20 protein-coding genes are annotated in these 25,342 nt (G+C 60.6%); 14 read left to right on the top strand and 6 right to left on the bottom strand.

Going from position 1 to position 25,342, the window contains the following annotated elements; translation table 11 throughout:
* Nucleotides 1-37 precede the first annotated feature (37 nt).
* On the bottom strand, nt 38-1,411 hold the full coding sequence (gene xseA, locus IM265_RS14895; RefSeq protein ID WP_193030340.1) for an exodeoxyribonuclease VII large subunit: 1,374 nt from the start codon (nt 1,409-1,411) through the stop codon (nt 38-40).
* A 158-nt stretch (nt 1,412-1,569) separates the two neighbouring features.
* Between xseA and guaB the strand changes: the two genes are divergently transcribed.
* Nucleotides 1,570-3,036 (top strand): IMP dehydrogenase, encoded by a 1,467-nt coding sequence (guaB, locus tag IM265_RS14890; protein WP_014884799.1) that lies wholly within the window; start codon nt 1,570-1,572, stop codon nt 3,034-3,036.
* Between the two features lie 66 nt (nt 3,037-3,102).
* Complete coding sequence (gene guaA, locus IM265_RS14885) at nt 3,103-4,680, top strand: glutamine-hydrolyzing GMP synthase (RefSeq protein ID WP_003860599.1); 1,578 nt, start codon at nt 3,103-3,105, stop codon at nt 4,678-4,680.
* 56 nt (nt 4,681-4,736) lie between these two features.
* On the opposite strand, the gene IM265_RS14880 is transcribed toward guaA, so the two are convergent.
* Nucleotides 4,737-5,567, bottom strand: a complete 831-nt coding sequence (locus tag IM265_RS14880; RefSeq protein WP_193030342.1) for a MurR/RpiR family transcriptional regulator — start codon at nt 5,565-5,567, stop codon at nt 4,737-4,739.
* A gap of 293 nt (nt 5,568-5,860) precedes the next feature.
* Between IM265_RS14880 and IM265_RS14875 the strand changes: the two genes are divergently transcribed.
* The 10 genes from IM265_RS14875 to iolB all read left to right on the top strand — a co-directional run bounded on the left by IM265_RS14875 (nt 5,861) and on the right by iolB (nt 18,982).
* Nucleotides 5,861-7,366, top strand: coding sequence for a CoA-acylating methylmalonate-semialdehyde dehydrogenase (locus IM265_RS14875; protein WP_045630997.1), 1,506 nt, complete (start codon nt 5,861-5,863; stop codon nt 7,364-7,366).
* Nucleotides 7,367-7,377: 11 nt separating this feature from the next.
* Entirely contained in the window at nt 7,378-9,303 is a 1,926-nt protein-coding gene (gene iolD / locus IM265_RS14870) for a 3D-(3,5/4)-trihydroxycyclohexane-1,2-dione acylhydrolase (decyclizing) (protein WP_182035064.1), read from the top strand.
* Between the two features lie 300 nt (nt 9,304-9,603).
* The gene (iolG, locus tag IM265_RS14865; RefSeq protein WP_047368086.1) at nt 9,604-10,590 is read left to right on the top strand and encodes an inositol 2-dehydrogenase; all 987 of its coding nucleotides are present in this window, start codon (nt 9,604-9,606) and stop codon (nt 10,588-10,590) included.
* A 31-nt stretch (nt 10,591-10,621) separates the two neighbouring features.
* On the top strand, nt 10,622-11,551 hold the full coding sequence (locus IM265_RS14860; RefSeq protein WP_008502118.1) for a sugar ABC transporter substrate-binding protein: 930 nt from the start codon (nt 10,622-10,624) through the stop codon (nt 11,549-11,551).
* A 48-nt stretch (nt 11,552-11,599) separates the two neighbouring features.
* Nucleotides 11,600-13,147, top strand: a complete 1,548-nt coding sequence (locus IM265_RS14855; RefSeq protein ID WP_048957773.1) for a sugar ABC transporter ATP-binding protein — start codon at nt 11,600-11,602, stop codon at nt 13,145-13,147.
* 11 nt (nt 13,148-13,158) lie between these two features.
* Nucleotides 13,159-14,187 carry an ABC transporter permease gene (locus IM265_RS14850; protein ID WP_028014045.1) on the top strand — a complete coding sequence of 343 codons (1,029 nt, stop codon included), beginning with the start codon at nt 13,159-13,161 and terminating at the stop codon, nt 14,185-14,187.
* A gap of 8 nt (nt 14,188-14,195) precedes the next feature.
* Nucleotides 14,196-15,329 (top strand): Gfo/Idh/MocA family protein, encoded by a 1,134-nt coding sequence (locus IM265_RS14845; RefSeq protein ID WP_193030344.1) that lies wholly within the window; start codon nt 14,196-14,198, stop codon nt 15,327-15,329.
* 12 nt (nt 15,330-15,341) lie between these two features.
* Nucleotides 15,342-17,246, top strand: a complete 1,905-nt coding sequence (gene iolC, locus IM265_RS14840; protein WP_193030346.1) for a 5-dehydro-2-deoxygluconokinase — start codon at nt 15,342-15,344, stop codon at nt 17,244-17,246.
* Nucleotides 17,247-17,257: 11 nt separating this feature from the next.
* A complete protein-coding gene (gene iolE, locus IM265_RS14835; protein WP_063437011.1) occupies nt 17,258-18,148 on the top strand; it encodes a myo-inosose-2 dehydratase in 891 nt (296 codons plus the stop codon).
* Nucleotides 18,149-18,157: 9 nt separating this feature from the next.
* On the top strand, nt 18,158-18,982 hold the full coding sequence (iolB, locus tag IM265_RS14830; RefSeq protein ID WP_193030348.1) for a 5-deoxy-glucuronate isomerase: 825 nt from the start codon (nt 18,158-18,160) through the stop codon (nt 18,980-18,982).
* An 89-nt stretch (nt 18,983-19,071) separates the two neighbouring features.
* Here the strand turns inward: iolB and IM265_RS14825 are convergent, their stop codons facing one another.
* Genes IM265_RS14825 through IM265_RS14815 form a run of 3 tightly spaced genes read right to left on the bottom strand, consistent with a single transcriptional unit; the run spans nt 19,072 to nt 21,573 of the window.
* Nucleotides 19,072-19,815 (bottom strand): alpha/beta fold hydrolase, encoded by a 744-nt coding sequence (locus IM265_RS14825; RefSeq protein ID WP_193030350.1) that lies wholly within the window; start codon nt 19,813-19,815, stop codon nt 19,072-19,074.
* 11 nt (nt 19,816-19,826) lie between these two features.
* Nucleotides 19,827-20,294: a DUF6130 family protein gene (locus tag IM265_RS14820; RefSeq protein ID WP_048959920.1), complete on the bottom strand. Its 468-nt coding sequence runs from the start codon at nt 20,292-20,294 to the stop codon at nt 19,827-19,829.
* 49 nt (nt 20,295-20,343) lie between these two features.
* A complete protein-coding gene (locus IM265_RS14815) occupies nt 20,344-21,573 on the bottom strand; it encodes an MFS transporter (RefSeq protein WP_193030352.1) in 1,230 nt (409 codons plus the stop codon).
* A gap of 97 nt (nt 21,574-21,670) precedes the next feature.
* Here IM265_RS14815 and IM265_RS14810 point away from each other — a divergent pair, with 97 nt between their 5' ends.
* On the top strand, nt 21,671-22,561 hold the full coding sequence (locus tag IM265_RS14810; protein WP_193030354.1) for a LysR family transcriptional regulator: 891 nt from the start codon (nt 21,671-21,673) through the stop codon (nt 22,559-22,561).
* On the opposite strand, the gene IM265_RS14805 is transcribed toward IM265_RS14810, so the two are convergent.
* On the bottom strand, nt 22,558-22,728 hold the full coding sequence (locus IM265_RS14805) for a YfgG family protein (protein WP_193030356.1): 171 nt from the start codon (nt 22,726-22,728) through the stop codon (nt 22,558-22,560). The genes IM265_RS14810 and IM265_RS14805 overlap by 4 nt on opposite strands.
* A gap of 371 nt (nt 22,729-23,099) precedes the next feature.
* Between IM265_RS14805 and IM265_RS14800 the strand changes: the two genes are divergently transcribed.
* Nucleotides 23,100-25,340 (top strand): EAL domain-containing protein, encoded by a 2,241-nt coding sequence (locus IM265_RS14800; protein ID WP_028014035.1) that lies wholly within the window; start codon nt 23,100-23,102, stop codon nt 25,338-25,340.
* Nucleotides 25,341-25,342 lie beyond the last annotated feature (2 nt).

The raw sequence follows: 25,342 nt of genomic DNA, 5'->3' as shown, positions 1-25,342 counted from the left end.
GGGAATAGCAGCAGTATAGTAAGTAACCGGCGAAGAATTATCCGGTTTTGCGCTGACGCGTCTTTTTCACCGGTTTAATTGATTTCACTTCGCTTTCCACCCAGCCGTCAGACAGGCGGGTGGTAAGAACGTCACCGGTGTTCACCTGTTTGGTGTGCTTCAGCACTTTGCCGTCCGCTGCTGTCGTTACGCTATAGCCGCGTGCCAGCGTGGAGAGGGGGCTGACGGCTTCCAGATGGGTCACCGCGTTGCCAAAACGCTCACGTGTGGTGCTCAGGCGCGCCCGGAGAGTCTCCGCCAGACGATATTCCAGCTGCTGAATGCGCGTTTGCGCACGATAGATTTTCGGCTGCGGATTCTGCTGGTTCAGGCGCTGGGTCACACGCTGCTGGCGCGTCACCGCGCGCTTAAGCTGATTATCAAGCGCAAAGTTCATGCGCTGACGCAGGCGTTCCAGCACGGTCTGCTGACGCGCCAGACGAAGCTGCGGGTGCTGCTGCTGAAGACGGTGATGAAGCTGGATAAAGCGGCGGGTACGGTTGGCAAGGAAGTAGTCCATCGCCATCTCAAGACGCTGCTGGCCGTTCTGAAGCTGACGCAGCAGCTCCAGCTGATTACGGCTCACCACTTCCGCCGCCGCGGACGGCGTAGGCGCACGCAGATCCGCAACAAAATCCGCAATTGTCACGTCCGTTTCATGCCCGACGGCGCTCACCACGGGGATCTCGCTTGCAAAGATTGCCCGCGCCACGCGCTCGTCGTTAAAGCTCCACAGGTCTTCCAGCGAGCCGCCGCCGCGCCCGACGATCAACACGTCACACTCCTTACGCGCATTTGCCAGTTCAATGGCGCGTACAATCTGACCTGGCGCATCGTCACCCTGAACGGCGGTCGGGTAGATAATGACGGGCAGTGAAGGATCGCGACGCTTCAGTACGTGCAAAATGTCGTGCAGGGCGGCACCGGTTTTCGAGGTGATGACACCCACGCAGTGGGCAGGCGAGGGCAGCGGCTTTTTGAACTGTTGGTCGAAAAGTCCCTCTTCGGAGAGCTTCGCCTTTAACTGCTCATACTTTTGCTGCAGCAGGCCTTCGCCCGCGGGCTGCATGCTCTCAACGATGATTTGATAATCGCCGCGCGGCTCATACAGGGTGATATTGGCGCGAACCAGAACCTGCTGGCCGTGCTGCGGACGGAACGTCACGCGACGGTTGCTGTTACGGAACATCGCGCAGCGCACCTGGGCGGTGTCGTCTTTTAAGGTAAAGTACCAGTGTCCGGAGGAGGGCTGCGTGAAGTTAGAGATTTCACCGCTGATCCAGACCTGCCCCATTTCCTGCTCAAGCAGCAAACGCACCGTCTGATTAAGGCGGCTGACAGTATAAATTGAGGGGGATTGAGAGGATAACATGTGAGCGGGATCAAATTCTAAATCAGCAAGTTATTCAGTCGATAGTAACCTGCTGAGAGGCATTCGCAAGCATTTTTTCAAAAAAGTGTAGATGCAATCGGTTACGCTCTGTATAATGCCACGGCAATATTTAACCACCCAGGTCAGAGATATTGCCCATGCTACGTATCGCTAAAGAAGCACTGACGTTTGACGACGTCCTCCTCGTTCCCGCTCATTCCACCGTTCTGCCGAATACTGCCGACCTCAGCACGCAGTTGACGAAAACCATTCGTCTGAACATTCCTATGCTCTCCGCGGCAATGGACACCGTGACTGAAGCGCGCCTGGCTATCGCCCTGGCACAGGAAGGCGGCATTGGCTTTATCCACAAAAACATGTCTATCGAGCGTCAGGCGGAAGAAGTTCGCCGCGTGAAGAAACATGAATCTGGTATCGTGTCCGACCCTCAGACCGTTCTGCCAACCACCACCCTGCACGAAGTGAAAGCGCTGACCGAGCGTAACGGCTTTGCCGGCTACCCGGTAGTGACCGAAGACAATGAACTGGTGGGCATCATCACCGGTCGTGACGTGCGCTTCGTGACTGACCTGAACCAGCCTGTCAGCGTCTACATGACGCCAAAAGAGCGTCTGGTGACCGTCCGCGAAGGCGAAACTCGCGACGTGGTGCTGGCGAAAATGCACGAAAAACGCGTTGAGAAAGCGCTGGTTGTGGATGCGAACTTCCACCTGCGCGGCATGATCACCGTTAAAGATTTCCAGAAAGCAGAACGTAAACCGAACGCCTGTAAAGACGAGCATGGCCGTCTGCGCGTCGGTGCTGCGGTTGGCGCGGGTGCAGGTAACGAAGAGCGCGTTGACGCGCTGGTGGCGGCGGGCGTTGACGTGCTGCTGATTGACTCCTCTCACGGCCACTCCGAAGGCGTGCTGCAGCGTATTCGCGACACCCGTGCAAAATACCCTGACCTGCAGATCATTGGCGGCAACGTGGCGACGGGCGCAGGCGCTCGCGCGCTGGCTGACGCCGGCTGCAGCGCGGTGAAAGTGGGTATCGGCCCTGGCTCCATCTGTACCACCCGTATCGTGACCGGCGTGGGCGTTCCACAGATCACCGCGGTTTCTGACGCGGTTGAAGCGCTGGAAGGCACCGGTATTCCGGTTATCGCTGACGGCGGTATCCGCTTCTCTGGCGACATTGCTAAAGCCATCGCCGCGGGCGCTGCTGCCGTAATGGTTGGCTCCATGCTCGCTGGTACCGAAGAATCCCCGGGCGAAATCGAACTCTACCAGGGCCGTTCTTACAAATCTTACCGTGGGATGGGCTCCCTGGGCGCGATGTCCAAAGGTTCCTCTGACCGTTACTTCCAGACCGATAACGCTGCTGACAAACTGGTACCGGAAGGTATCGAAGGCCGCGTGGCCTATAAAGGCCGTCTGAAAGAGATCATTCACCAGCAGATGGGCGGCCTGCGTTCCTGTATGGGTCTGACCGGCTGTGGTACCATTGACCTGCTGCGTACCAAAGCGGAATTCGTACGTATCAGCGGTGCGGGTATCCAGGAGAGCCACGTTCACGACGTGACGATCACCAAAGAGTCCCCGAACTACCGTCTGGGCTCCTGATAAGTTTCCGCGCCCGGCTTCTGCCGGGCGCTTTGTTTTGTTTCACTTGCCTCGGAATTAGCGTCAATGACGGAAAACATTCATAAACATCGCATTCTCATCCTGGACTTCGGTTCTCAGTACACTCAGCTGGTGGCGCGTCGCGTGCGTGAACTGGGCGTTTACTGTGAGCTGTGGGCGTGGGATGTCACGGAAGCACAGATTCGCGAATTCAATCCAAGCGGCATCATCCTCTCCGGCGGCCCGGAAAGCACCACTGAAGAGAACAGCCCGCGCGCGCCGCAGTACGTGTTCGAAGCGGGCGTGCCGGTATTCGGCGTCTGCTACGGCATGCAGACCATGGCGATGCAGCTGGGCGGCCACGTAGAAGGCTCTAACGAACGTGAGTTCGGCTACGCGCAGGTTGAAGTTGTCACCGACAGCGCGCTGGTGCGCGGTATCGAAGACTCCCTGACCGCAGACGGCAAGCCGCTGCTGGACGTGTGGATGAGCCACGGCGACAAGGTTACCGCCATCCCGTCCGACTTCGTGACCGTTGCCAGCACCGAAAGCTGCCCGTTCGCCATCATGGCGAACGAAGAAAAACGCTTCTACGGCGTGCAGTTCCACCCGGAAGTGACCCACACCCGTCAGGGTATGCGCATGCTGGAGCGCTTCGTGCGCGACATCTGCCAGTGTGAAGCCCTGTGGACCCCGGCAAAAATCATCGACGACGCCGTTGAGCGTATCCGCCAGCAGGTTGGCGATGACAAAGTGATCCTCGGCCTCTCCGGCGGCGTGGACTCCTCCGTCACCGCGATGCTGCTGCACCGTGCCATCGGCAAAAACCTGACCTGCGTCTTCGTGGACAACGGTCTGCTGCGTCTGAACGAAGCGAAGCAGGTCATGGACATGTTCGGCGACCACTTCGGTCTGAACATCGTTCACGTGGAAGGCGAGCAGCGCTTCCTGGACGCGCTGAAAGGCGAGAACGATCCGGAAGCAAAACGTAAGATCATCGGCCGCGTCTTCGTGGAAGTGTTCGACGAAGAAGCGCTGAAGCTGGAAGACGTGAAGTGGCTGGCGCAGGGTACTATCTACCCTGACGTGATCGAGTCTGCGGCATCCGCTACCGGCAAAGCGCACGTCATCAAATCTCACCACAACGTGGGCGGCCTGCCGAAAGAGATGAAGATGGGTCTGGTTGAACCGCTGCGCGAGCTGTTCAAAGACGAAGTGCGTAAGATCGGTCTGGAACTGGGTCTGCCGTACGACATGCTCTACCGTCACCCGTTCCCGGGTCCGGGTCTGGGCGTGCGCGTGCTGGGCGAAGTGAAGAAAGAGTACTGCGACCTGCTGCGTCGCGCGGACGCGATCTTCATCGAAGAGCTGCACAAAGCTGACCTGTACAACAAGGTAAGCCAGGCGTTCACCGTGTTCCTGCCGGTTCGCTCCGTCGGCGTAATGGGCGATGGCCGTAAGTACGACTGGGTTGTTTCCCTGCGTGCGGTGGAAACCATCGACTTCATGACCGCGCACTGGGCGCACCTGCCGTATGACTTCTTAGGCCGCGTGTCTAACCGCATCATCAACGAAGTGAATGGTATTTCCCGCGTGGTGTATGACATCAGTGGTAAGCCACCGGCTACGATTGAGTGGGAATGATTTCCCTCTGAATTAACACCCAAACCCTCTGCCTGCGCAGGGGGTTTTTTATTGCCTTATTTCCCTTCACCCAACCTATACGCCAGCGCCACCACCAGCGACTGCACCAGGCACAGCGTCGCCGACTGAGACCGGAACGCATCCACCTGCGCCTCCTTCACCACAAAGCAGAGATCGCTGAACGTTGCCAGCGGGCTTATCTGGCTGTCCGTAATCACGATCTGCCGGGCGCCGACGCTGGCGGCGGTTTCGCTGACCATCACCGTCTCTTCCGCATATGGCGAGAAGCTGATCGACACCACGATGTCGCGCGCCTTAATGCGGCTGATTTGCTCGCGCAGCATCCCGCCCATGCCGTCGAGCAGAATAGGGCGGCACTCCAGGTGGCTCAGGGCATAGGTGAGGTAGGCAGCGACGCTAAACGAGCGGCGCAGTCCGGCGATGTAGATAGTGTCGGCGTCGGCCAGCAGCTGTACCGCGCGCTCCAGCATTTCCGGCTCGGCGCGGGCGGCCAGCTGCTGCAGCGCCTGCGCGTTCGAGCGGGCGAACTCCTGCAGAATATCGAGCGGCGTTTCCGGCACGGCCTCGCTCTCCATTTCGCGGAACAGCCGCGCGCGGTCGCTGTAGCTGGCAGTCTCCTCCACCAGGTTCATGCGAAACAGCTGTTTCATTTCGTTGAAACCGGTGAAGTAAAAGGCGTTAGCAAAGCGGATCAGCGTCGAAGGCGGCACGTCGGCGCGCTCGGCAATGACGGCAACCGTATCAAAGGCCACGCTGTTGGTGTTATCCAGCACGTAGCGGGAGACCTGCTGCAGCCTCTTGCTCAGGCTATCGTAGCGATCGCGGATTTGCTGCTGCAGTTCGTTCAGGCTGGTTGCTGTCGTCATGTTATCCCCCAAATACAGTCTGATGATTCTAAACGCAAAACCGCGTCTTTTAAATGTCGGCCATCCATCTGGCAGCAAAAATGAAACAGAAGCTTCAGTCATTTCCTCGCCCGAAATCCCTTAATAGCGCACGCAGCGTCAGTGTTGCTGGCTGTTAACATAAAAATCCATCCTTGATCACAATAATCATCATTTATTTTATTTCAACTTAAAATGGAATATTTGTTTCATATATAGTGTCCAGTACACAGCGTTTCAGGTAACAGTCACGTATCAACAGCGAGAGGTTAAGGATGGAGACGGTAGCGAATTTTATTCACGGCGAATGTGTCACCGGTTCAGGCCAGCGCGTTCAGGCGATCTTCAACCCGGCCACCGGCGAGCAGATCCGCCAGGTGGTGATGAGTACGGCACAGGAAACGGAGCAGGCGATTGCCGCCGCGCAGCAGGCGTTTCCCGCGTGGGCGCGCCAGGCTCCGCTTAAGCGCGCGCGCGTGATGTTCCGCTTCAAGGCGCTGCTGGAAGAGAACATGACGCGCCTGGCCCGCATCATCAGCGAAGAGCACGGCAAGGTCTTCTCCGACGCGGTGGGCGAACTGACCCGCGGTCTGGAAGTGGTGGAATTTGCCTGCGGTATCCCGCATCTGCAAAAGGGTGAACACTCTGCGAACGTCGGTACCGGCGTCGACAGCCACTCGCTGATGCAGCCGCTCGGCGTCTGCGCCGGGATCACGCCGTTTAACTTCCCGGCGATGGTGCCGATGTGGATGTTCCCCATTGCGCTGGCGACCGGGAATACCTTCGTGCTGAAGCCGTCGGAAAAAGACCCTTCTCTCGCGCTCGCGCTGGCGCAGCTGTTAAAAGAGGCAGGCCTGCCGGACGGCGTCTTCAACGTGGTGCAGGGGGATAAAGAGTCCGTTGACGTGCTCCTGACCGACCCGCGCGTGCAGGCGGTGAGCTTTGTCGGCTCCACGCCGATTGCCGAATACATTTACCAGACCGCCTCCGCCCACGGTAAGCGCTGTCAGGCGCTGGGCGGTGCGAAAAACCACTGCATTTTAATGCCGGATGCCGACATGGAGATGGCGACCAACGCCATCATGGGCGCGGCCTACGGCGCGGCGGGGGAACGCTGCATGGCGCTCTCAGTGGTGCTGGCGGTGGGGGATAAAACCGCTGACGACCTCTGCACCCGGCTGGAAAAACAGATTGAAGCGCTGCGCGTCGGACCGGGGCTGGACCAGACACCGGAAAACGAAATGGGGCCGCTTATCTCCTCCGCGCACCGCAGCAAGGTGCTGGGCTATATCGACAGCGGGGAAGCGCAGGGGGCGAAACTGCGCGTGGACGGGCGCGGCTTCAGCGTGAAGGGCCACGAGCAGGGCTACTTCGTCGGGCCGACGCTGTTCGATAACGTCACACCGGAGATGACCATCTATAAAGAAGAGATTTTTGGCCCGGTGCTTTCTGTGGTGCGCGTAGCAGATTACGCCAGCGCGGTGGACCTCATTAACCGCCATGAATATGGTAATGGCTCGGCGATCTTCACCCGTGACGGCGGCTGCGCGCGCCGCTTCTGCGAAGAGGTGCAGGCGGGCATGGTGGGGGTCAACGTGCCGATCCCGGTGCCGATGGCATTCCACAGTTTCGGTGGCTGGAAGCGTTCCATCTTTGGCGCGCTCAACGTGCACGGCAACGACGGCGTGCGTTTCTACACCCGAATGAAAACCATCACCGCGCGCTGGCCGGAAATGCAGCAGGAGACAGGCGCTGCGTTCTCCATGCCGACGCTGGGCTGACAGGAGGCATTATGCAAACCGAACGTATGACCATGGCCCAGGCGCTGGTCCGGTTCCTGAATCAACAGTACGTCAGCGTTGACGGCAACGAAACGCCCTTCGTGGAGGGTGTGGCGACGATCTTTGGGCACGGCAACGTGCTGGGTATTGGCCAGGCGCTGGAGCAGGATCCCGGTCATCTGAAAATCATGCAGGGGTGCAACGAGCAGGGCATTGCCCACATGGCGACGGGATTCGCCAAACAGCACCGCCGCCAGCGCATTTTTGCCGTCACCTCCTCAGTCGGGCCGGGCGCCGCCAATATGGTCACGGCAGCGGCCACCGCCACGGCGAACCGCATCCCGCTTTTACTGCTGCCGGGCGATATCTACGCCAGCCGCCAGCCGGACCCGGTGCTGCAGCAGATCGAGCAGTATCACGATCTCAGCATCAGCACCAACGACTGCTTCCGTCCGGTTTCCCGCTACTGGGACCGCATCAACCGCCCCGAGCAGCTCATGAGCGCCATGCTAAGCGCGATGCGAACGCTTACTGACCCCGCAGATACCGGAGCGGTGACCCTCTGTCTGCCGCAGGACGTGCAAGGGGAAGCGTGGGACTACCCGCTAAGCTTCTTCGCGCGTCGGGTGCACCACATCGAACGCCGTCCGCCCGATCCGCAGCGACTGGCGCAGGCGCGTGCGCTGATCGCCCGCAAGCGCCGTCCGCTGGTGGTGTGCGGCGGCGGCGTGCGTTACTCCGGCGCGCATGAGGCGTTTCGCGAATTTGTCGAGACGCTGCAGCTGCCGTTTGCCGAAACGCAGGCCGGGAAGGGGGCGCTGGTAAGTGACCACCCACTTAACCTCGGCGGCGTAGGGGTGACGGGCGGAATGGCCGCCAACCAGCTCGCGCCACAGGCTGACTTAGTGATTGGCGTCGGCACGCGCCTGACCGACTTTACCACCGGCTCCAAGGCGCTCTTTTCCCACCCGGACGTCGAATTCCTGCTGCTGAACGTGGCCGAGTTTGACGCCCTGAAGCTGGACGCCACCGCGCTGATTGCCGATGCCCAAACCGGGCTCCAGGCCTTAACCCACGCGCTCGGCGATTACCGCAGCGGCTGGGGAGAGGCGATCGCCCAGGCGAAATCCGCGTGGCGCGATGAGTGCCGCCGCCTGTGGGATCGCCAGTGGCATCCGGACGACGCGCCCGAAGTGGCGGGGCATCTGGACGCGCAGCTGACGGAATACGGCGAGACGCTTAATACCCGCCTGACCCAGACGCGGGTGCTGGGGCTGATCAATCAGCATGTGGAAGATAACGCCATCGTGGTGGGCGCGGCCGGTTCGCTGCCGGGAGATTTACAGCGCCTCTGGCAGGTCAAAACGCCGGACAGCTATCACCTGGAGTACGGCTACTCCTGCATGGGCTACGAGATTGCGGCGGCCATCGGCGCGAAGCTCGCCCGACCCGGGCAGCCGGTTTACGCCATGGTGGGGGATGGCTCCTACATGATGCTGCACTCCGAGCTGCAAACCACCGTACAGGAGGGCATTAAGGTCACCGTTCTGCTGTTTGATAACGCCAGCTTCGGCTGCATCAACAACCTGCAGATGGGGCACGGAATGGGCAGCTTTGGCACGGAAAATCGCCATCGCAACCCGGAAACCGGGCGGCTTGACGGGCCGCTGGTGAAGGTCGACTTTGCGCAAAACGCGGAAAGCTATGGCTGTCGCGCGTGGCGGGTGAACGACGAGCAGAGCCTGCTGGCGGCGCTTGAGGCATCACGCGCCCATCCGGGCCCGACGCTGCTGGACATCAAGGTATTGCCGAAGACCATGACCCATGACTACGCCTCGTGGTGGCGAACCGGTGACGCGCAGGTGGCAGAGTCGTCTGCCGTGCGTGAGGCCGCGGAGCAAACGCAGGCGCAGGTGAAAAAAGCCCGTCAGTATTGAGTTTTCCTGTCTTAACGAAATTTTCATTTCATTTCCCCCTCACCCTAACCCTCTCCCAAAAGTGGAGAGGGGATGGGGTGGTGCACTCTTTTCTCCCTCGCTCCTTTGGGGAGAGGGCCGGGGTGAGGGGTGAGCAGTACCTTCTTTCATGTTGTGAGATTGATAACAAAAATTATCTCATACATCTCAAAAGTGTTAACCCGCACTCAAAAACATAATTTTCACTATTTATAAAAATGAAATAAATGTTTTATTTATAGGGTCGTTAGTTCACAGCATTCACCAACACCGGGAGCCGTTATGTTTAACATTGCTTTACTGGGCGCTGGCCGAATTGGCCAGGTACATGCAGCTAACATCGCCAGCCACGGCGCGACCACGCTCTGGTCCGTGGTTGACCCGAATCAGGAATTTGCCACCCGTCTCGCCGCACAGTATCAGGCCCGCCAGCAGAGCGTGGATGAGGCGATGACCGACCCTAACGTTCACGCCGTGCTGATCGCCTCCGCCACCGACACCCACGCGGATCTGATTGAAATGGCCGCCCGCCACGGCAAGGCTATCTTCTGCGAAAAGCCGGTACACCTCGACCTCGCCCGCGTGCGCGACTGCCTGAAAGTGGTTAAAGAGTACGACGTGCCGCTGTTCATCGGCTTTAACCGCCGCTTTGACCCTCAGTTCCGCCGCGTGAAAACCGATGCCCAGGCCGGACGCATCGGCAAGCCGGAATCGTTGCTGATCATCTCCCGCGACCCGTCTCCGCCGCCTGCGGAGTACGTGCGCGTCTCCGGCGGCATGTTCCGCGATATGACCATTCACGACTTCGACATGGCCCGTTTCATCATGGGCGAAGAGCCGGTGTCGGTGTATGCCCAGGGCAGTAACCTGGTGGATCCGGCGATTGGCGAGGCGGGGGATATCGATACCGCGTTTATCGTTCTGAAATATGCCTCCGGCGCGATGGCGACCATCGTCAACAGCCGCCGCTCCTCTTACGGTTACGACCAGCGCCTGGAGCTGCACGGCTCCGAAGGGCTGCTGTGCGCCGGCAATATTCTTGAAAACCAGGTGCAGCACTACGGCAAACAGGGCTGCACCAGCGCGCTGCCGGAACACTTCTTCCTGCAGCGCTACAAATCCGCTTACGCCGCGGAATGGGAACACTTTGTTGCGGTCCTGCGCGGCGAAGCGGTGCCTGACTGCAGCGGCGATGATGGTGAACGTGCGCTGTACCTCGCGGATAAAGCGCTGGAGTCGCTGCGTAGCCAGCGCGAGATCGTCCTCTAAACACAACAACCCTACACAGAGAGACATAATAATGAAAAAACTGATCGTAGCCGCCCTCATCGCCATGACGTCCGGGGCCGCCCTCGCCGAAAACGAGCAGATTGTTTTCAGTACGCCAAACCTGGCCATGCCGTTTGAGGTTCACATGCAGCGTACGGCGGTGAAAGCCGCGAAAGAGATGGGCGTGAAGCTTCAGGTACTGGACGGGCAGGGCAGTTCACCGAAGCAGGTGGCTGACCTGGAAAACGCCATCACCCGCGGGGCGCAGGGCTTTATCGTCTCCCCGAACGACGTGAACGCGGTCTCCAGCGCGGTGGATGAAATTCAGGATGCAAAGCTGCCGGTGGTCACCCTTGACCGCTCCGTCGACAGCCAGAAGAAAGTGCCTCACTTTGGCGCCAACAACTACAAAGGCGGCCAGGCGATTGGCGACTTCGTCAAAACCAAATTCCCCGACGGGGCAGAGATCATCCTGCTCACCGGCCAGCCGGGCTCCTCCTCCAATATTGAACGCACCAAAGGGATCCGCGACAGCCTGAAGGCGGGCGGGGATAAGTACAAGATCGTCGCCGATCAGACCGGCAACTGGATGCGTTCTGAAGGGATGCGCATCGTCGAAAGCGTTCTGCCTTCGCTACCGAAACGCCCGCAGGTGATCCTCTCCGCCAACGACGATATGGCGCTGGGCGCGATTGAAGCCCTGCAGAGCCAGGGCGTGAAGCCGGGTGAAATCCTCGTGACCGGCTTTGATGCGGTACCGGAAGCGCTGGCCCGCGTGCGCGATGGCTGGCTGGCGGTAACGGCGGATCAGCGTCCGGGCTTTGCGGTGCAGACGGCGATGAGCCAGCTGGTGGCCAACGTGCGCGAGAAGAAAGCCATCACCGGGGCCGACTACCCGCCAACGCTGATCACCAAAGAGAACCTGCAGCAGGCTGAGCGTATCGGTGAGGCTGGTAACTGATATGTCCCGAGCCGCCTCTGGCGGCTCAACATGAGGAGGAGCAGACCGATGTCGCAACCCTTACTGAAAGTGACCGACCTGGCAAAAAGCTTTTCCGGCGTCTGGGCGCTAAGCAGCGCCCAGTTGACCGTCGGCGCGGGGGAGATCCACGCCCTGCTGGGGGAAAACGGAGCGGGAAAATCCACGCTGCTGAAGGCGCTTGCGGGCGCGCAGCCGCAAACCCGCGGGGATATCTGGTTCAACGGCGAAATGCTGCCGGTGGACGACTCCCCGGTGGAACGGCAGAACAAGGGCATTATCACCATCTATCAGGAATTCAACCTGCTGCCCAACATGACCGTCGCGGAAAACATGTTTCTCGGGCGCGAGCCGCGTAAACGGAACCTGATCGTCGACGAAAAGGCGGTCAATCAGGAGGCGCAGGTCATTCTCGATTACCTGCAGCTAAACGTTGCGCCGACCACGCCGGTCGCCCGTCTGAGCGTCGCCCAGCAGCAGATGGTGGAGATCGCCCGGGCGCTGACCCTCAACGCTCGCCTGATCATAATGGACGAACCTTCCGCCGCGCTGAGCGACAGCGAGGTGGAAAGCCTGCACCGCGTGGTGCGGGAGCTTAAAAACCGCGGCGTGAGCATTATTTACGTTACCCACCGCCTGCACGAAGTTTTCCAGCTCTGCGATCGCTTCACCGTATTTCAGGACGGCCGCTTCACCGGTACCGGTGCGGTGGCGGAGACCAACGTCGAACAGCTGATCCGCCTGATGGTCGGGCGCGACGTGGCCTTTAACCGTCGCCCCGCCAGCGAAACCCATCATCAAGACAAACCTGTCCGCCTGGCGGTGAAGGGGCTAAGCCGCGAAAAGCCGCCGCTGGATCCGCACGGCATCGCCCTGCACGACATCAGCTTCCACGTCCATGCCGGGGAGGTTCTGGGCATTGCCGGGCTGGTGGGCGCGGGACGCACCGAGGTGGCTCGCTGCCTGTTTGGCGCAGACGCCTTTACCTCCGGGAGCTTTGAGCTGGATGGCGTGCCGTACCAGCCGCGCGACCCGCTGTATGCCCTCGACCAGGGCGTGGCGCTGGTGCCCGAAGACCGTAAAAAAGAGGGGGCGGTGCTCGGGCTGTCGATTCGCGACAACCTGTCGCTCTCGTGTCTCTCCTCGCTGCTGCAGTGGCGCTGGTTCGTGAACACCCGCAAAGAGGACGATCTGATTGAGTCCTATCGCCAGGCCCTGCAGATCAAAATGGTCAACAGCGCGCAGGAGGTGCGCAAGCTCTCCGGCGGTAACCAGCAGAAGGTGATCCTCGCGCGCTGCATGGCGCTCAACCCGCGGGTGCTGATCGTCGATGAGCCGACGCGCGGCATCGACGTGGGGACCAAATCGGAAGTGCACCAGGTGCTGTTTGACATGGCGAAAAAGGGCGTGGCGGTGATCGTGATCTCCTCCGATCTGCCTGAAGTGATGGCGGTGTCTGACCGGATCATCACCCTCAGCGAAGGCCGGGTGACCGGCGAGATCCACGGTGACGACGCTAACGAAGAACGGCTGATGACGATGATGGCCATCAACCACAACGCCCTGAACGCGGCATAACGGAGTTTCTCATGACGCAGATGATTTCTAAAACGCAGGCCCCGGTCAAACGCGCCGGACGCATCGATCCCATCGCCTTCTTCGAGCGCTTCGGGGTGTTGATTTTCATGATCCTGCTGCTGATCTTCTTTCAGTCGCAGAACAGTAACTTTTTCTCTGAACGCAATATTTTCAACATCCTGACCGAAGTCTCCATCTACGGGATCATGGCCGTGGGGATGACCTTCGTCATTCTGACCGCCGGGATCGACCTCTCCGTGGGCTCCATTCTGGCGGTGTGCGCCATGACCGCGGCGTACGTTATTAAGGGCGATAACTTCACCACCGTCGACCCGAACGCCTGGGGCGGCATGAGCTGGCTAATCGGGCTGGGGATTTGTCTGGCGATGGGCACGGCGATTGGCTTCCTGCACGGTCTGGGCGTCACCCGCCTGCGCCTGCCGCCGTTTATCGTCACCCTCGGCGGGATGACCATCTGGCGCGGCCTGACGCTGGTGATCAACGACGGCGCGCCGATTGCCGGTTTTGATCCTGGCTACCGCTGGTGGGGGCGCGGGGAGTTGCTCGGCATCTCCATTCCGATCTGGATCTTCGCCATCGTCGCCGTCGGCGGCTATCTGGCGCTGCATAAAACCCGCTGGGGCCGCTTCGTCTACGCCATCGGCGGCAACCCGGAGGCGGCGCGCCTGGCAGGGGTGAACGTCAAGCGCGTGCTCGTCAGCGTCTACGTGCTGATCGGCTGTCTGGCCGGGCTGGCGGGCTTCATCCTGAGCGCGCGTCTGGGTAGCGCCGAGGCGGTGGCCGGGATCTCCTTTGAGCTGCGCGTCATCGCCTCGGTGGTGATTGGCGGCACCTCGCTGATGGGCGGCTACGGGCGCATCGGCGGCACCATTATCGGCTCCATCATTATGGGCATTCTGATTAACGGCCTGGTGCTGATGAACGTCTCGGCTTACTACCAGCAGATTATCACCGGGTTAATTATCGTTCTGGCGGTGGCGTTTGATACCTACGCCAAGAGCCGCCGCGGCGCACTGTGAGGATCGTGATGAAAGAGGTTCGTATTGGATTGATTGGCACCGGGTATATCGGCAAGGCGCACGCTATCGCCTATGCCCAGGCTCCCACGGTGTTCGACCTGCGCGGCAGGCTGGTGCGCGAGATGGTGGCGGAAGTCACGCCGGAGCTGGCGGCAGAGCGCGCGCAGGCGTTTGGCTTTAACCGTTCAACGGGAGACTGGCGGGCGCTGGTGGCCGACCCGGCCATTGACGTGGTGGATATTTGCTCACCCAACCACCTGCATAAAGAGATGGCGCTGGAGGCGATCCGCCACGGCAAGCACGTCTACTCGGAGAAGCCTCTGGCGCTCAACGCCCACGATGCGCGCGAGATGGTCGACGCCGCGAAGCGGGCCGGGGTGAAAACGCTGGTGGGGTTCAACTACATGAAGAACCCGACGGCGCAGCTGGCGAAGGATATTATCGCCCGCGGCGAGATTGGCGATGTGATCCACTTCTACGGCACCCACAACGAAGACTACATGGCCGACCCGCTGTCGCCCATCCACTGGCACTGCTTTAAAGAGACCGCCGGGCTGGGCGCGCTGGGCGACCTCGCGGCGCATATCGTCAATATGGCTCAGTACCTGGTGGGCGATATCGAGCAGGTCTGCGGCGATCTGAAGATCGTGGTCCCGGCGCGCCCGGCGAAGGCCGGATCGTCAGAGATGATTGCGGTGGAAAACGAGGATCAGGCCCACGCGATGGTGCGCTTCGCGGGCGGGGCGCAGGGTGTCATTGAAACCTCCCGCGTCGCCTGCGGCCGCAAGATGGGGCTCTCGTACGTGATCACCGGGACGAAGGGCGCCATCAGCTTCACCCAGGAGCGCATGGCGGAGCTAAAGCTCTATCTGCATGACGATCCGGTGAACCGTCAGGGGTTCCGCACGCTGCTCGTCGGCCCGGCGCACCCGGACTACGCCGCGTTCTGCATGGGCGCAGGCCACGGAATTGGCTTTAACGATCAAAAAACGGTGGAGGTGCGCGACCTGGTGGACGGGATTGCCGCCGACGCGCCGATGTGGCCGGACTTCGAAGAGGGCTGGAAGGTGTCGCGCGTGCTGGACGCGATTGCGCTCTCGCACCTGCAGGGCCGCTGGCTGAACGTGAACGACATTGTCTGATGAGGTATCAACGTGGAAAAGCAGTTTGATGTGATATGCATGGGCCGCGTGGCGGTAGACCTCTATAGTCAGCAGATTGGTGCCCGCCTGGAGGACGTGTCGAGCTTCGCCAAATACCTTGGCGGATCCTCCGGCAACGTGGCGTACGGCACCGCGCGCCAGGGCCTGCGCTCGTCGATGCTGGCGCGCGTCGGCGATGAACATATGGGCCGCTTCCTGCGCGAAGAGCTCAACCAGGTAGGCTGCGATACCAGCCATCTGATTACCGATAAAGAGCGCCTCACGGCGCTGGTGCTACTCGGCATTAAAGACCGGGACACCTTTCCTCTGATTTTTTATCGCGATAACTGCGCGGATATGGCGATTACCGCCAGCGATGTGAATGAAAGCTACATTGCCTCCGCACGTTGTCTTGCCATCACCGGGACCCACCTTTCTCATCCGCAGACCCGCGAGGCGGTGCTGACGGCGCTGGGCTATGCCCGCCGTCACGGCGTGCGCACGGTGCTGGACATCGACTACCGTCCGGTGCTGTGGGGGCTCACCTCCTTAGGCGACGGTGAAACGCGCTTTATCGCCGCCGACCAGGTCACCCGCGAGCTGCAGGAGGTACTGCACCTCTTCGACGTCATTGTCGGCACCGAAGAGGAGTTCCACATTGCGGGCGGCAGCACGGATACGCTGCAGGCGCTGGGGCAAGTGCGCACCGTCAGTGAAGCAACGCTGGTCTGCAAGCGCGGCGCGCTCGGCTGCTCGGTCTATACCGACGCCATCCCGTCCCGGCTGGACGACGGCCTGACGGTGACCGGCGTGCGCGTGGAGGTGCTGAACGTTCTCGGGGCGGGGGATGCGTTTATGTCTGGCCTGCTGCGCGGCTACCTGAACGACGAGGGCTGGGAGCAGGCGTGCCGCTACGCCAACGCCTGCGGCGCGCTGGTGGTCTCGCGCCACGGCTGCGCCCCGGCGATGCCGAGCAAAATCGAGCTGGATGACTATCTCTCCCGCGCTGCGGTTGTGCCGCGCCCGGATCTTGACCCGCGTCTTAACCATCTCCACCGGGTGACCACCCGCCGCCGCGAATGGCCGGAGCTGTGCGTGATGGCCTTCGATCACCGCAGCCAGCTTGAGGATATGGCGATGCAGTGCGGCGCGTCGCTTAAGCGCATTCCGGCGCTGAAGCAGCTGATCCTGCAGGCCAGCCGCGAGGCGGCGAGCCGCGCCGGGCTGGAGGGCAAAGCCGGCCTGCTGTGTGACGGCACCTTTGGTCAGGACGCGCTGAACGCGATCACCGGGGAAGGGTGGTGGATTGGTCGCCCCATTGAGCTGCCGGGCTCCCGGCCGCTGGAGATGGAGCACGGCAATATCGGCACCCAGCTTATCAGCTGGCCGCAGGAGCACGTGGTGAAGTGCCTGGTCTTCTTCCACCCGGAAGACGCTCATGGCCTGCGCCTGGAGCAGGAGCAGAAAATCGCTGAGGTGTACCACGCCTGCTGCCGGTCCGGGCACGAGCTGCTGCTGGAGGTGATCCTGCCCGCCAGCATGCCGCGCAGCGACGAGCTCTACCTGCGCGCCATTTCCCGCTTCTACAACCTGGGCATTTACCCGGACTGGTGGAAGCTGCCGCCGCTTTCCGCCGACGGCTGGACGGCGCTCGGCGAAATTATCGAACGCCGGGACCCGCACTGCCGCGGGGTGGTGATCCTCGGTCTGGACGCTCCGGCGGAACAGCTGCGCGCGGGCTTCAAGGCCGCAGCGGGGCAGCCGCTGGTTAAAGGCTTCGCCGTGGGGCGCACGCTGTTTGGCGACGCCTCCCGCGCGTGGCTGAAGCACGATATTGACGATGCGCAGCTGGTAGCGCGCATCCGGGACAACTACCTGCAGCTTATCGCCTGGTGGCGCGAGCGCGGACACGCATAATGGAGATAACAATGAATGTGCAATTAGGCATTAACCCGCTGACGTGGACGAACGACGATCTGCCTTCCCTCGGCGCGGAAACCTCGCTGGAGACCTGCCTGAGCGAAGGGAAAGAGGCCGGTTTTGCTGGCTTTGAGCTGGGCAACAAATTCCCGCGTGAAGCACGCCTGCTTGGCCCGATTTTGCAGCGCCACGACCTGCAGCTGGTCTCCGGCTGGTACTCCGGCCGCCTGCTGGAGCGCAGCGTGGAGGAGGAGATCGCCGCCGTGCAGCCGCACCTGACGCTGCTGCGCGAGCTGGGGGCGAAGGTGCTGGTCTTTGCGGAAGTGAGCGGCTGCATTCACGGCGAGCAGCAGACCCCGGTGCATCTGCGTCCGCGTTTCCCTCAGGCGCGCTGGAAGGAGTACGGCGAGAAGCTCACCGAATTTGCCCGCTACACCCAGCAGCAGGGAGTCCAGATTGCTTACCATCATCATATGGGCACGGTGATTGAGTCCGCCGACGACGTGGACAACCTGATGACCCACACCGGAGAGGCGGTGGGACTGCTGCTGGACACCGGTCACCTGACCTTTGCCGGGGCCGATCCGCTGGCGGTGGCGCAGCGCTGGGCGTCGCGCATCAACCACGTTCACTGCAAAGACGTGCGCGCCGACGTGCTGGCGGACGTGAAAAACCGCAAAACCAGCTTCCTCGATGCGGTGCTGAGCGGCGTGTTTACCGTGCCGGGCGATGGCTGCGTCGATTACCCGCCGATCATGAGTCTGCTGAAGGCGCAGGACTATCGCGGCTGGCTGGTGGTGGAGGCCGAGCAGGATCCGGCGATTGCCCATCCGCTGACCTACGCTCGTCTGGGGTATAACAACCTGAGCCGCCTGGCGCGCGACGCCGGGCTTATTTGAGGAGGTGACATGTCACGTCTGTTATCACGCTGGCAGCAGCCGAACGCGGAGGGACGCACTCAGTCCGTCACCCCGGAACGCGCAGAGTGGGGGTACGTCGGGTTTGAGGCGTATGAGCTACAGGAGGGGCAGACGCTGACGCTGCCCGCCGTCAGGGAAGAGCGCTGCCTGGTGCTGGTCGCCGGGCGCGCCTCTATCACCACTCCTTCCGCGCAGTTTAACGATATCGGCGAGAGGATGAGCCCGTTCGAGCGCATCAAGCCGTGGGCGGTATACGTCACCCCGCAGGAGACGGTGCAGGTGAAGGCGCTGACGGCGCTGGAGCTGGCGGTCTGCGCCGCGCCGGGCAAGGGCTCGTACCCGACGCGGCTGATTGCCCCGCAGGATATCGACGCTGAAGCGCGCGGCAAGGGGCACAACCAGCGCTACGTGCACAACATTCTGCCGGAAGACAAGCCCGCCGACAGCCTGCTGGTGGTGGAGGTCTGGACTAGCGAGGGCTGTACCAGCTCGTACCCGAGCCACAAGCATGACACGGATAACCCGCCGCAGGAGACCTACCTGGAGGAGACCTACTACCATCGCCTCAACCCGGAGCAGGGGTTCTGCATGCAGCGCGTCTACACCGACGACAGAACGCTGGATGAGTGTATGGCGGTCTACAACCGTGACGTGGTGATGGTGCCGAAGGGGTATCATCCGGTGGCGACGATGGCCGGGTATGACAGCTACTACCTCAACGTGATGGCCGGTCCGGTGCGCAAATGGATGTTCACCTGGGAAGAGGACCACGCGTGGATTAATCGCGATTATCCCGCAGAGAGGGGGGGCTGAGACGGCCTTTCTTGTCGGGAGGCGCTGCGCTTACCCTGCCTACGAAATCGTAGGTTCGTGCAAGCGTAGCGCCGCCGGGCGAATTGTCCTCAGTGCGTCCGCCTCGCCTGCTCAATCGTCCGGGCGATGGCCTCCGGCTGACTCACCATCGACACGTGGCTCGCGGCCACCTCGGTGGTTTTCGCATGTATTGCCTTTGCCATCGCACGTTCCAGGTCGGGGTTGATCATCCGGTCATCCTTGCTGACCACAAACCAGCTCGGTTTATCATGCCACGCCGCGTGAGTCACCTTTTCACCAAACGCATCGGCCTTAATGGGCCCCTGCGTGGCCGCGATAGCGTTTTGTTCACCCGGCTTCACGTCAGGCGCGAAGTCCTTCCTGACGGCTTCCGTCGGCAGGTATAAATAGCCGTCCGCCGTTTTAGCAATGCCCGCGCTACCCGGCGGCGGAGGGAAGCTACCTGCCAGATCCGCCGTCGACTGGCCGGAATCCGGCGCGAACGCCGCCACATAGACCAGCGATTTTACCCGTGCATCGTTGCCCGCCTCGCTAATCACGGTGCCGCCCCAGGAGTGGCCTACCAGCACCACGTCGCCGTGCGCCCGGGCGATGGCTCGTTTTGTGGCGGCAACATCATCATTAAGCGAGGTGAGCGGGAGCTGGACGGCAATGACCTCTGCGTGCTGTTTCTGCAGAAGGGTTATCACCTTATTCCAGCTGCTGCCGTCGGCAAACGCGCCGTGCACCAGCACGACGCTGGTTTTATTTTCCGCGAAGGCGCTGGCAGAAAGCGCCAGCAGGCCCGCCGTCAGTACAGACAGTGCTTTCATGTTCAGACTCCTTAAAAATGGTGGATCGCCGCGTGGGGCGGGACGGTGAATTCAATGGTTTTGTGGTCGAGCGGCTTGTGCGTCGGGTCAGCCAGGATGATCGTTACCTTGTGCTTGCCGGCGGGCAGCCCCACCAGGATCACCGGCTCGCCGCTGGCGTCAGCCCAGTGCCACGGCGCGCCGTCCACCACCACGTGAATGTGCCCGATGCGCGGGGTCACCTTGAGCGCCTCGGGGCCGAATACCGGCTCGATGCGCAGGTTTTCGGCCCGGTACTGAATAAACACCGCGCCTTTGCTCAGCGGGCCCGGGAGCGGGGGATCGACGATCAGCCTGGCGGGCGGCTGCGGGTGTTCCAGCGGCGCAACGGCGGCAGGGCCGTTAACGTCCGCGGCGCTCAGGTTGTCCAGCGGCGTGGCCTGGGCATGTGTTACAGAGGCCAGGACGAGCAGGGGTAAAATTGCGTAACGACGAATCATGGTTCTCTCCTCATTGGTTCTGAATGACGACAGGGAAAGAAAACCATTTTTATGTATCGGAGATATTTGCCGGAGGGGGCGTTTTGTACCCGTTTGTCAGCGCGTCGCGCGGGATACAGTGCGATACAGTTTGCCTACCGGGACGGCGCACGATCGCTATCGCCAGCCCGGCAATCACCAGCGTTAACCCCGTCGACACTCCCATTGCACCCGCGATCCCCAGCGTTTTGTTCAGCCACGCATAGGCAAACGGTGCGGCTGCGGCCATCAGCTGGCCCGGGATAAGCAGCATACCCGTGCGGCGGGCATAGCTTTCCGTGCTAAACAGCTCCAGTGGCAGCGTGGCTTTTACTATGGTGACCAGCCCGTTGATGGCACCGTAGCCCAGCACAAACCCGGCCGCGCACCAGACAAACAGGGTGCTGCTTATTCCCACAAGAAAACACAGCGGCATGGCGAGGGCGGTGAAGAGCGTGAGTTTGAAGGGGGTTAAGCGGCCGCCTGCCAGCACCTCCAGCGAGCGCGCGCCCGTCTGGCCGATCCCCCACAGCATGCCGATGGCGACCGGCAGGCCAAAGTGGGCAATAAACTCCGGCAGATGGGTGGAGGTGCCGTTAGAGACAAAGGTGATAAGGGCGATGAAGGCCGCATAAAGCCAGGCGTTACGCCGCTCGTTGCGCAGGGGCGGCGCGATGGCCTTTGTGTTTTCCGTCAGCCGCTGCCGGGGAAGCGTGCGGATCAGCACTGCGCTCAGCAGGCCAAGCAGGGCATAAATGCGTAACGCGTCCTGCCAGCTCATGATGTGAAGCAGGCCATCGCCCAGCGGCCAGAAGACGGCAGACGCCAGCCCGCCCGCCAGCGTGACGCGTGAGATCGTTCTTCGCGCCTGCTGCCCGTAGAGGTTGACCAGCGCGGCGAACAGCGCATCGTACAGCGACAGACGCATCCCGATGCCGCACAGTAGCCAGGCGCCGTACCAGCCAGACAGCGTCCGGGTATACGCCATACCGGCGCAGCTTGCGGCGATCAGCAGCGTTCCGCCCATTACCACTTTCTGTCCGCCAAAGCGTGCCAGCAGACGGGCGACGAAAGGGGAGACCGCGGCCATCACCAGCATCGCCAGCGTCAGGCCGAGGTAAATCTGCGGCGCTGACCATCCCCGGTCGGCTGAAATTGCCCGCACAAAGGTGCCGGGCAGATAAAACGAGATCCCCCAGTTGATAAGCTGATTACATCCGGCAGTAAGGGCAAGGCGACGAGGCAGGGCAGGTGTTTCCATTGTTTTTCATTCCGTTATGCAGTTGTCCTGAGCATAGCGAGCGCGGTATTGTGCTGGCAGGCCTGCAACCTTATGCGCTGTATAAGAGAAACTTTGAATGACGACGCTTAACCTTGGCTATCTCGCGACGTTCCGTCTGGTGATCCAGCGCGGCAGCTTTTCGGCGGCGGCGGATCTGCTGGGCATTTCCCAGCCCGCCGTTAGTCTGCAAATACGTCAGCTGGAGCAGTTTCTGCAAACGCGGCTGGTGGAGCGTACCGGGCGGGGCATTAAGGCCACGGCGGCAGGAGAGTCACTGCTGGTTCACGGAGAGCGCATTCAGCTGGTTGTGGACGAAACCCTGCGGTCCGTGAGCGCGTTCAGCCACGATGTCAGCGGGACCATTACTCTTGGCACGGGGGCGACGGCCTGTATCCACCTTCTGCCGCCCCTGCTGGAGCAGCTGCGCCGCGACTATCCGCTCCTGCGGGTGGGCGTAACAACGGGCAACACCCTCGATATCGTCAGGGCCATTGAAGAGAACCGTCTCGATATGGGGCTGGTGACGCTGCCGGTCAGCGGCAGAGCGCTGGACGTTATGCCGGTGATGGACGAGGAGTTTGTTTTTATCGCGTCGCGGGAACAGCAGGATGCTTTCAGGGAGTTAACCCCGGAGGCGCTCCATGCCCAGCCGCTGATCGCCTTTGAGTCTGGCAGCGGTACCCGGGCGCTCATTGATGGCTGGTTTGCGGCCAATGGGTTAGCGATCGCGCCGGTGATGCAGCTTGGCAGCATTGAGGCGATTAAGCGTATGGTTCGGGTGGGGCTCGGCTACAGTATCGTTCCGCGAATGGCGGTTGAGCATGACGCTGACCGTGAAGGGCTCTGCGTCATGTCGCTCACGCCCGTGCTGCAGCGCCAGCTCGCCATCGTGATGCGGCAGGACAAGATCCTCAGCAAAGGGATCGCGGGGATAATTCGGCTGGTACAAAACCCATCGCAGGGCTAGCGGTCAGCGGCGTCGACGTTCAGGCTGGACTGCTGCGACTGGATTTTTTCCTGATGGTGATACCAGGCGCCGATGGAAGAGTAAACGAAGCGGCCAAAGAAAAACAGAAAGCTGATGAGCAGTATAATGCGGGTCATCCGGGTGTTAAAACGGTGTCGTTTGCGCATACGCGTGGCCTGACTCACTCTTCTTTTTCCTGGGCATGCCCTTCTGGGCGACGGGGATATTAAGGCACAGCGGAAAGAGAGGGTCAATTCCGTCATGTGTAAATAACCGTCAACGTTTACATTAATTATTGTTATTGAAATTAATATTTGCATTTACCATATTGATAATATGAAGAAAATTATTTCAAAAAAACGCTGTGCAAAGCTTATTTGCGTAAAATAGTTTGATTTATGTCAACGGATTCCCGGCCCTGATATTTAAAATCCCTCCTCCATACCGTTCGCTCCGCACGTCGCCGGGCGGCGCCAGGTCAGGTTGGATGCCTGTCATTATTTTCCATCTGGAGAAAAAGGGGTTTAACCGGGCATCTATGAACATTTTTGCTTTCCTGAAAAAGAATCAACACCGCTGGTGGGTATTGCCGCTTATTTTACCGGTGGTTTTACTTCCCGTACTGAGCGTGGCGAATACGTTCACGCACCTGGGCGACGGGATAGCGGCACTTTATTATTTACCGCTCTCGTTTTTGCTTTCGCTGATGATGTTTTTTGGTCTGGAAGCCCTTCCCGGGATCGTGTTGTCGCTGTTTATCCGCTATTACCCGTCGGTCGGGATGTTTGAAACCGTCGCCGGCGTGCTCCATTTTATTGTCCCTATAGTGCTTAGCTGGGGCGGCTACCGGGTGTTTGCGCCCAGACGCAATATGACGGCATACGGCGACGTACGGCTGATGGCGCAGCGCATTTTCTGGCAGGCCTTCTGCCCCGCGACGCTGTTTCTGCTGTTGTTCCAGTTTGCGGTGTATTTGGGCGTGTATGAGAGCCGCCAGAGCCTGGCAGGGCTTAACCCCCTCAACATTCGCACGCTGATCAACTATCAGGCCTTGCTGGTCAGCGGTCTGACGGGCGTGCCGTTAAGTTATCTGCTGATCCGCCTGATTCGTCATCCGCGCTATCTCAAAAGCCTCATCTCGCAGATCCGTACCCAGATAGACAAAAAGGTGACGCGCGCTGAGTTTCTGATTTGGGCCATTGCGCTTGCCGGGCTGCTTTCGCTCCTGCTGCTGCCGATGAATGAAAACAGTTCGATTTTCACCACTAACTACACCCTGTCGCTGCTGATGCCGGTGATGCTCTGGGGGGCGATGCGCTTTGGCTATAAGCTGATTTCGCTTATCTGGATCCCGATACTGCTGGTGTCTATTCACTATTTTTACCGCTATATCCCCGTGAACCAGGGGTACGACATTCAGCTGGCAATCACCTCTTCCAGCTATCTGGTCTTCTCGTTTGTGGTGATTTACATGTCGATGCTGGCGACCCGGCAGCGGGCGGTGAACAAACGCTCCCGCAGGCTGGCGCTGCTCGACCCGGTTCTGCATATGCCAAACCTGCGGGCGCTCTCGCGCGATCTGGCGAAAAACCCGTGGTCGGCGCTCTGTTTACTCCGCGTTCCTGAGCTTGAAATTCTGGGCCGTAACTATGGCGTGTTACTGCGCATTCAGTACAAACAGCAGCTCGCGCAATGGATTAACGGCACGCTCCAGCCCAATGAGCAGGTCTATCACCTGACGGGCTGTGACATGGCGGTTCGCCTTAACGCCGAATCGCACCAGCAGCGGATTGAAACCCTGGACGAGCACATCAAGCAGTTCCGCTTTGTCTGGGACGGCATGCCGCTGCAGCCGCAGGTGGGGGTGAGCTACTGCTATGTGCGTTCGCCGGTTAACCACCTCTATCTGGTGCTGGGTGAGCTGGGGGTGGTGGCCGATCTGTCGCTCTCCTCTAACCATCCGGAAAATCTTCAGCAGCGCGGCGCCGTCCATCTGCAGCGCAGCCTGAAGGATAAAGTCGCGGTGATGAGTCGCCTGCAGCGTGCGCTGGATAACAACGCATTCACGCTGCTCGTTCAGCCCGTACGCGGCCTGCGTGGCGATAGGTATCATGAGGTCTTGCTGCGGATGACTGATGCAAACGGGCTGTTGATCTCCCCTGAACAATTCCTGCCGATAGCCCAGGAGTTTGGCCTCTCTTCGCGGGTAGATTTGTGGGTGCTGGAGCATACGCTGCGCTTCCTCGCCGCGCATCGCGAACGGCTGCCCGGCCAGCGCTTTGCCATTAATCTGGCCCCTTCAACGGTGTGTCGGGTGCAGTTCCCGCTTGAGGTGAGTCGCCTGCTGGCGAAATATGCCATTGAGCCGTGGCAGCTGATCTTTGAAGTGACGGAGTGCAGCACCTTCTGCAACGCGGAGCAGGGGCTCCACATCCTTCGGCAGCTGCAGAAAATGGGGGTACGCATTGCGATCGATGATTTTGGTACCGGCTATGCGAGCTATGCGCGGCTGAAAAGCGTGGATGCGGACATTCTCAAAATCGACGGCGATTTCATCCGCAATATCGTCAACAACAGTCTGGATTACCAGATTGTGGCCTCTATCTGTCATCTGGCTCGCATGAAGAAGATGCTGGTGGTGGCGGAATATGTCGAGACCGAAGAGATACGTAGCGCGGTGCACGCGCTAGGCATTGATTATGTGCAGGGCTATCTGATTGGCAGACCGGCACCGCTTGAGTCACTGCTGGAAGCAGAGGCGTCCACGGCGGACGCCTGAGC

Source organism: Enterobacter cloacae complex sp. P17RS, assembly GCF_014895885.1.
GTDB classification, from domain to species: domain Bacteria; phylum Pseudomonadota; class Gammaproteobacteria; order Enterobacterales; family Enterobacteriaceae; genus Enterobacter; species Enterobacter bugandensis.
This window is presented reverse-complemented; position numbering and strand designations above follow the sequence as displayed.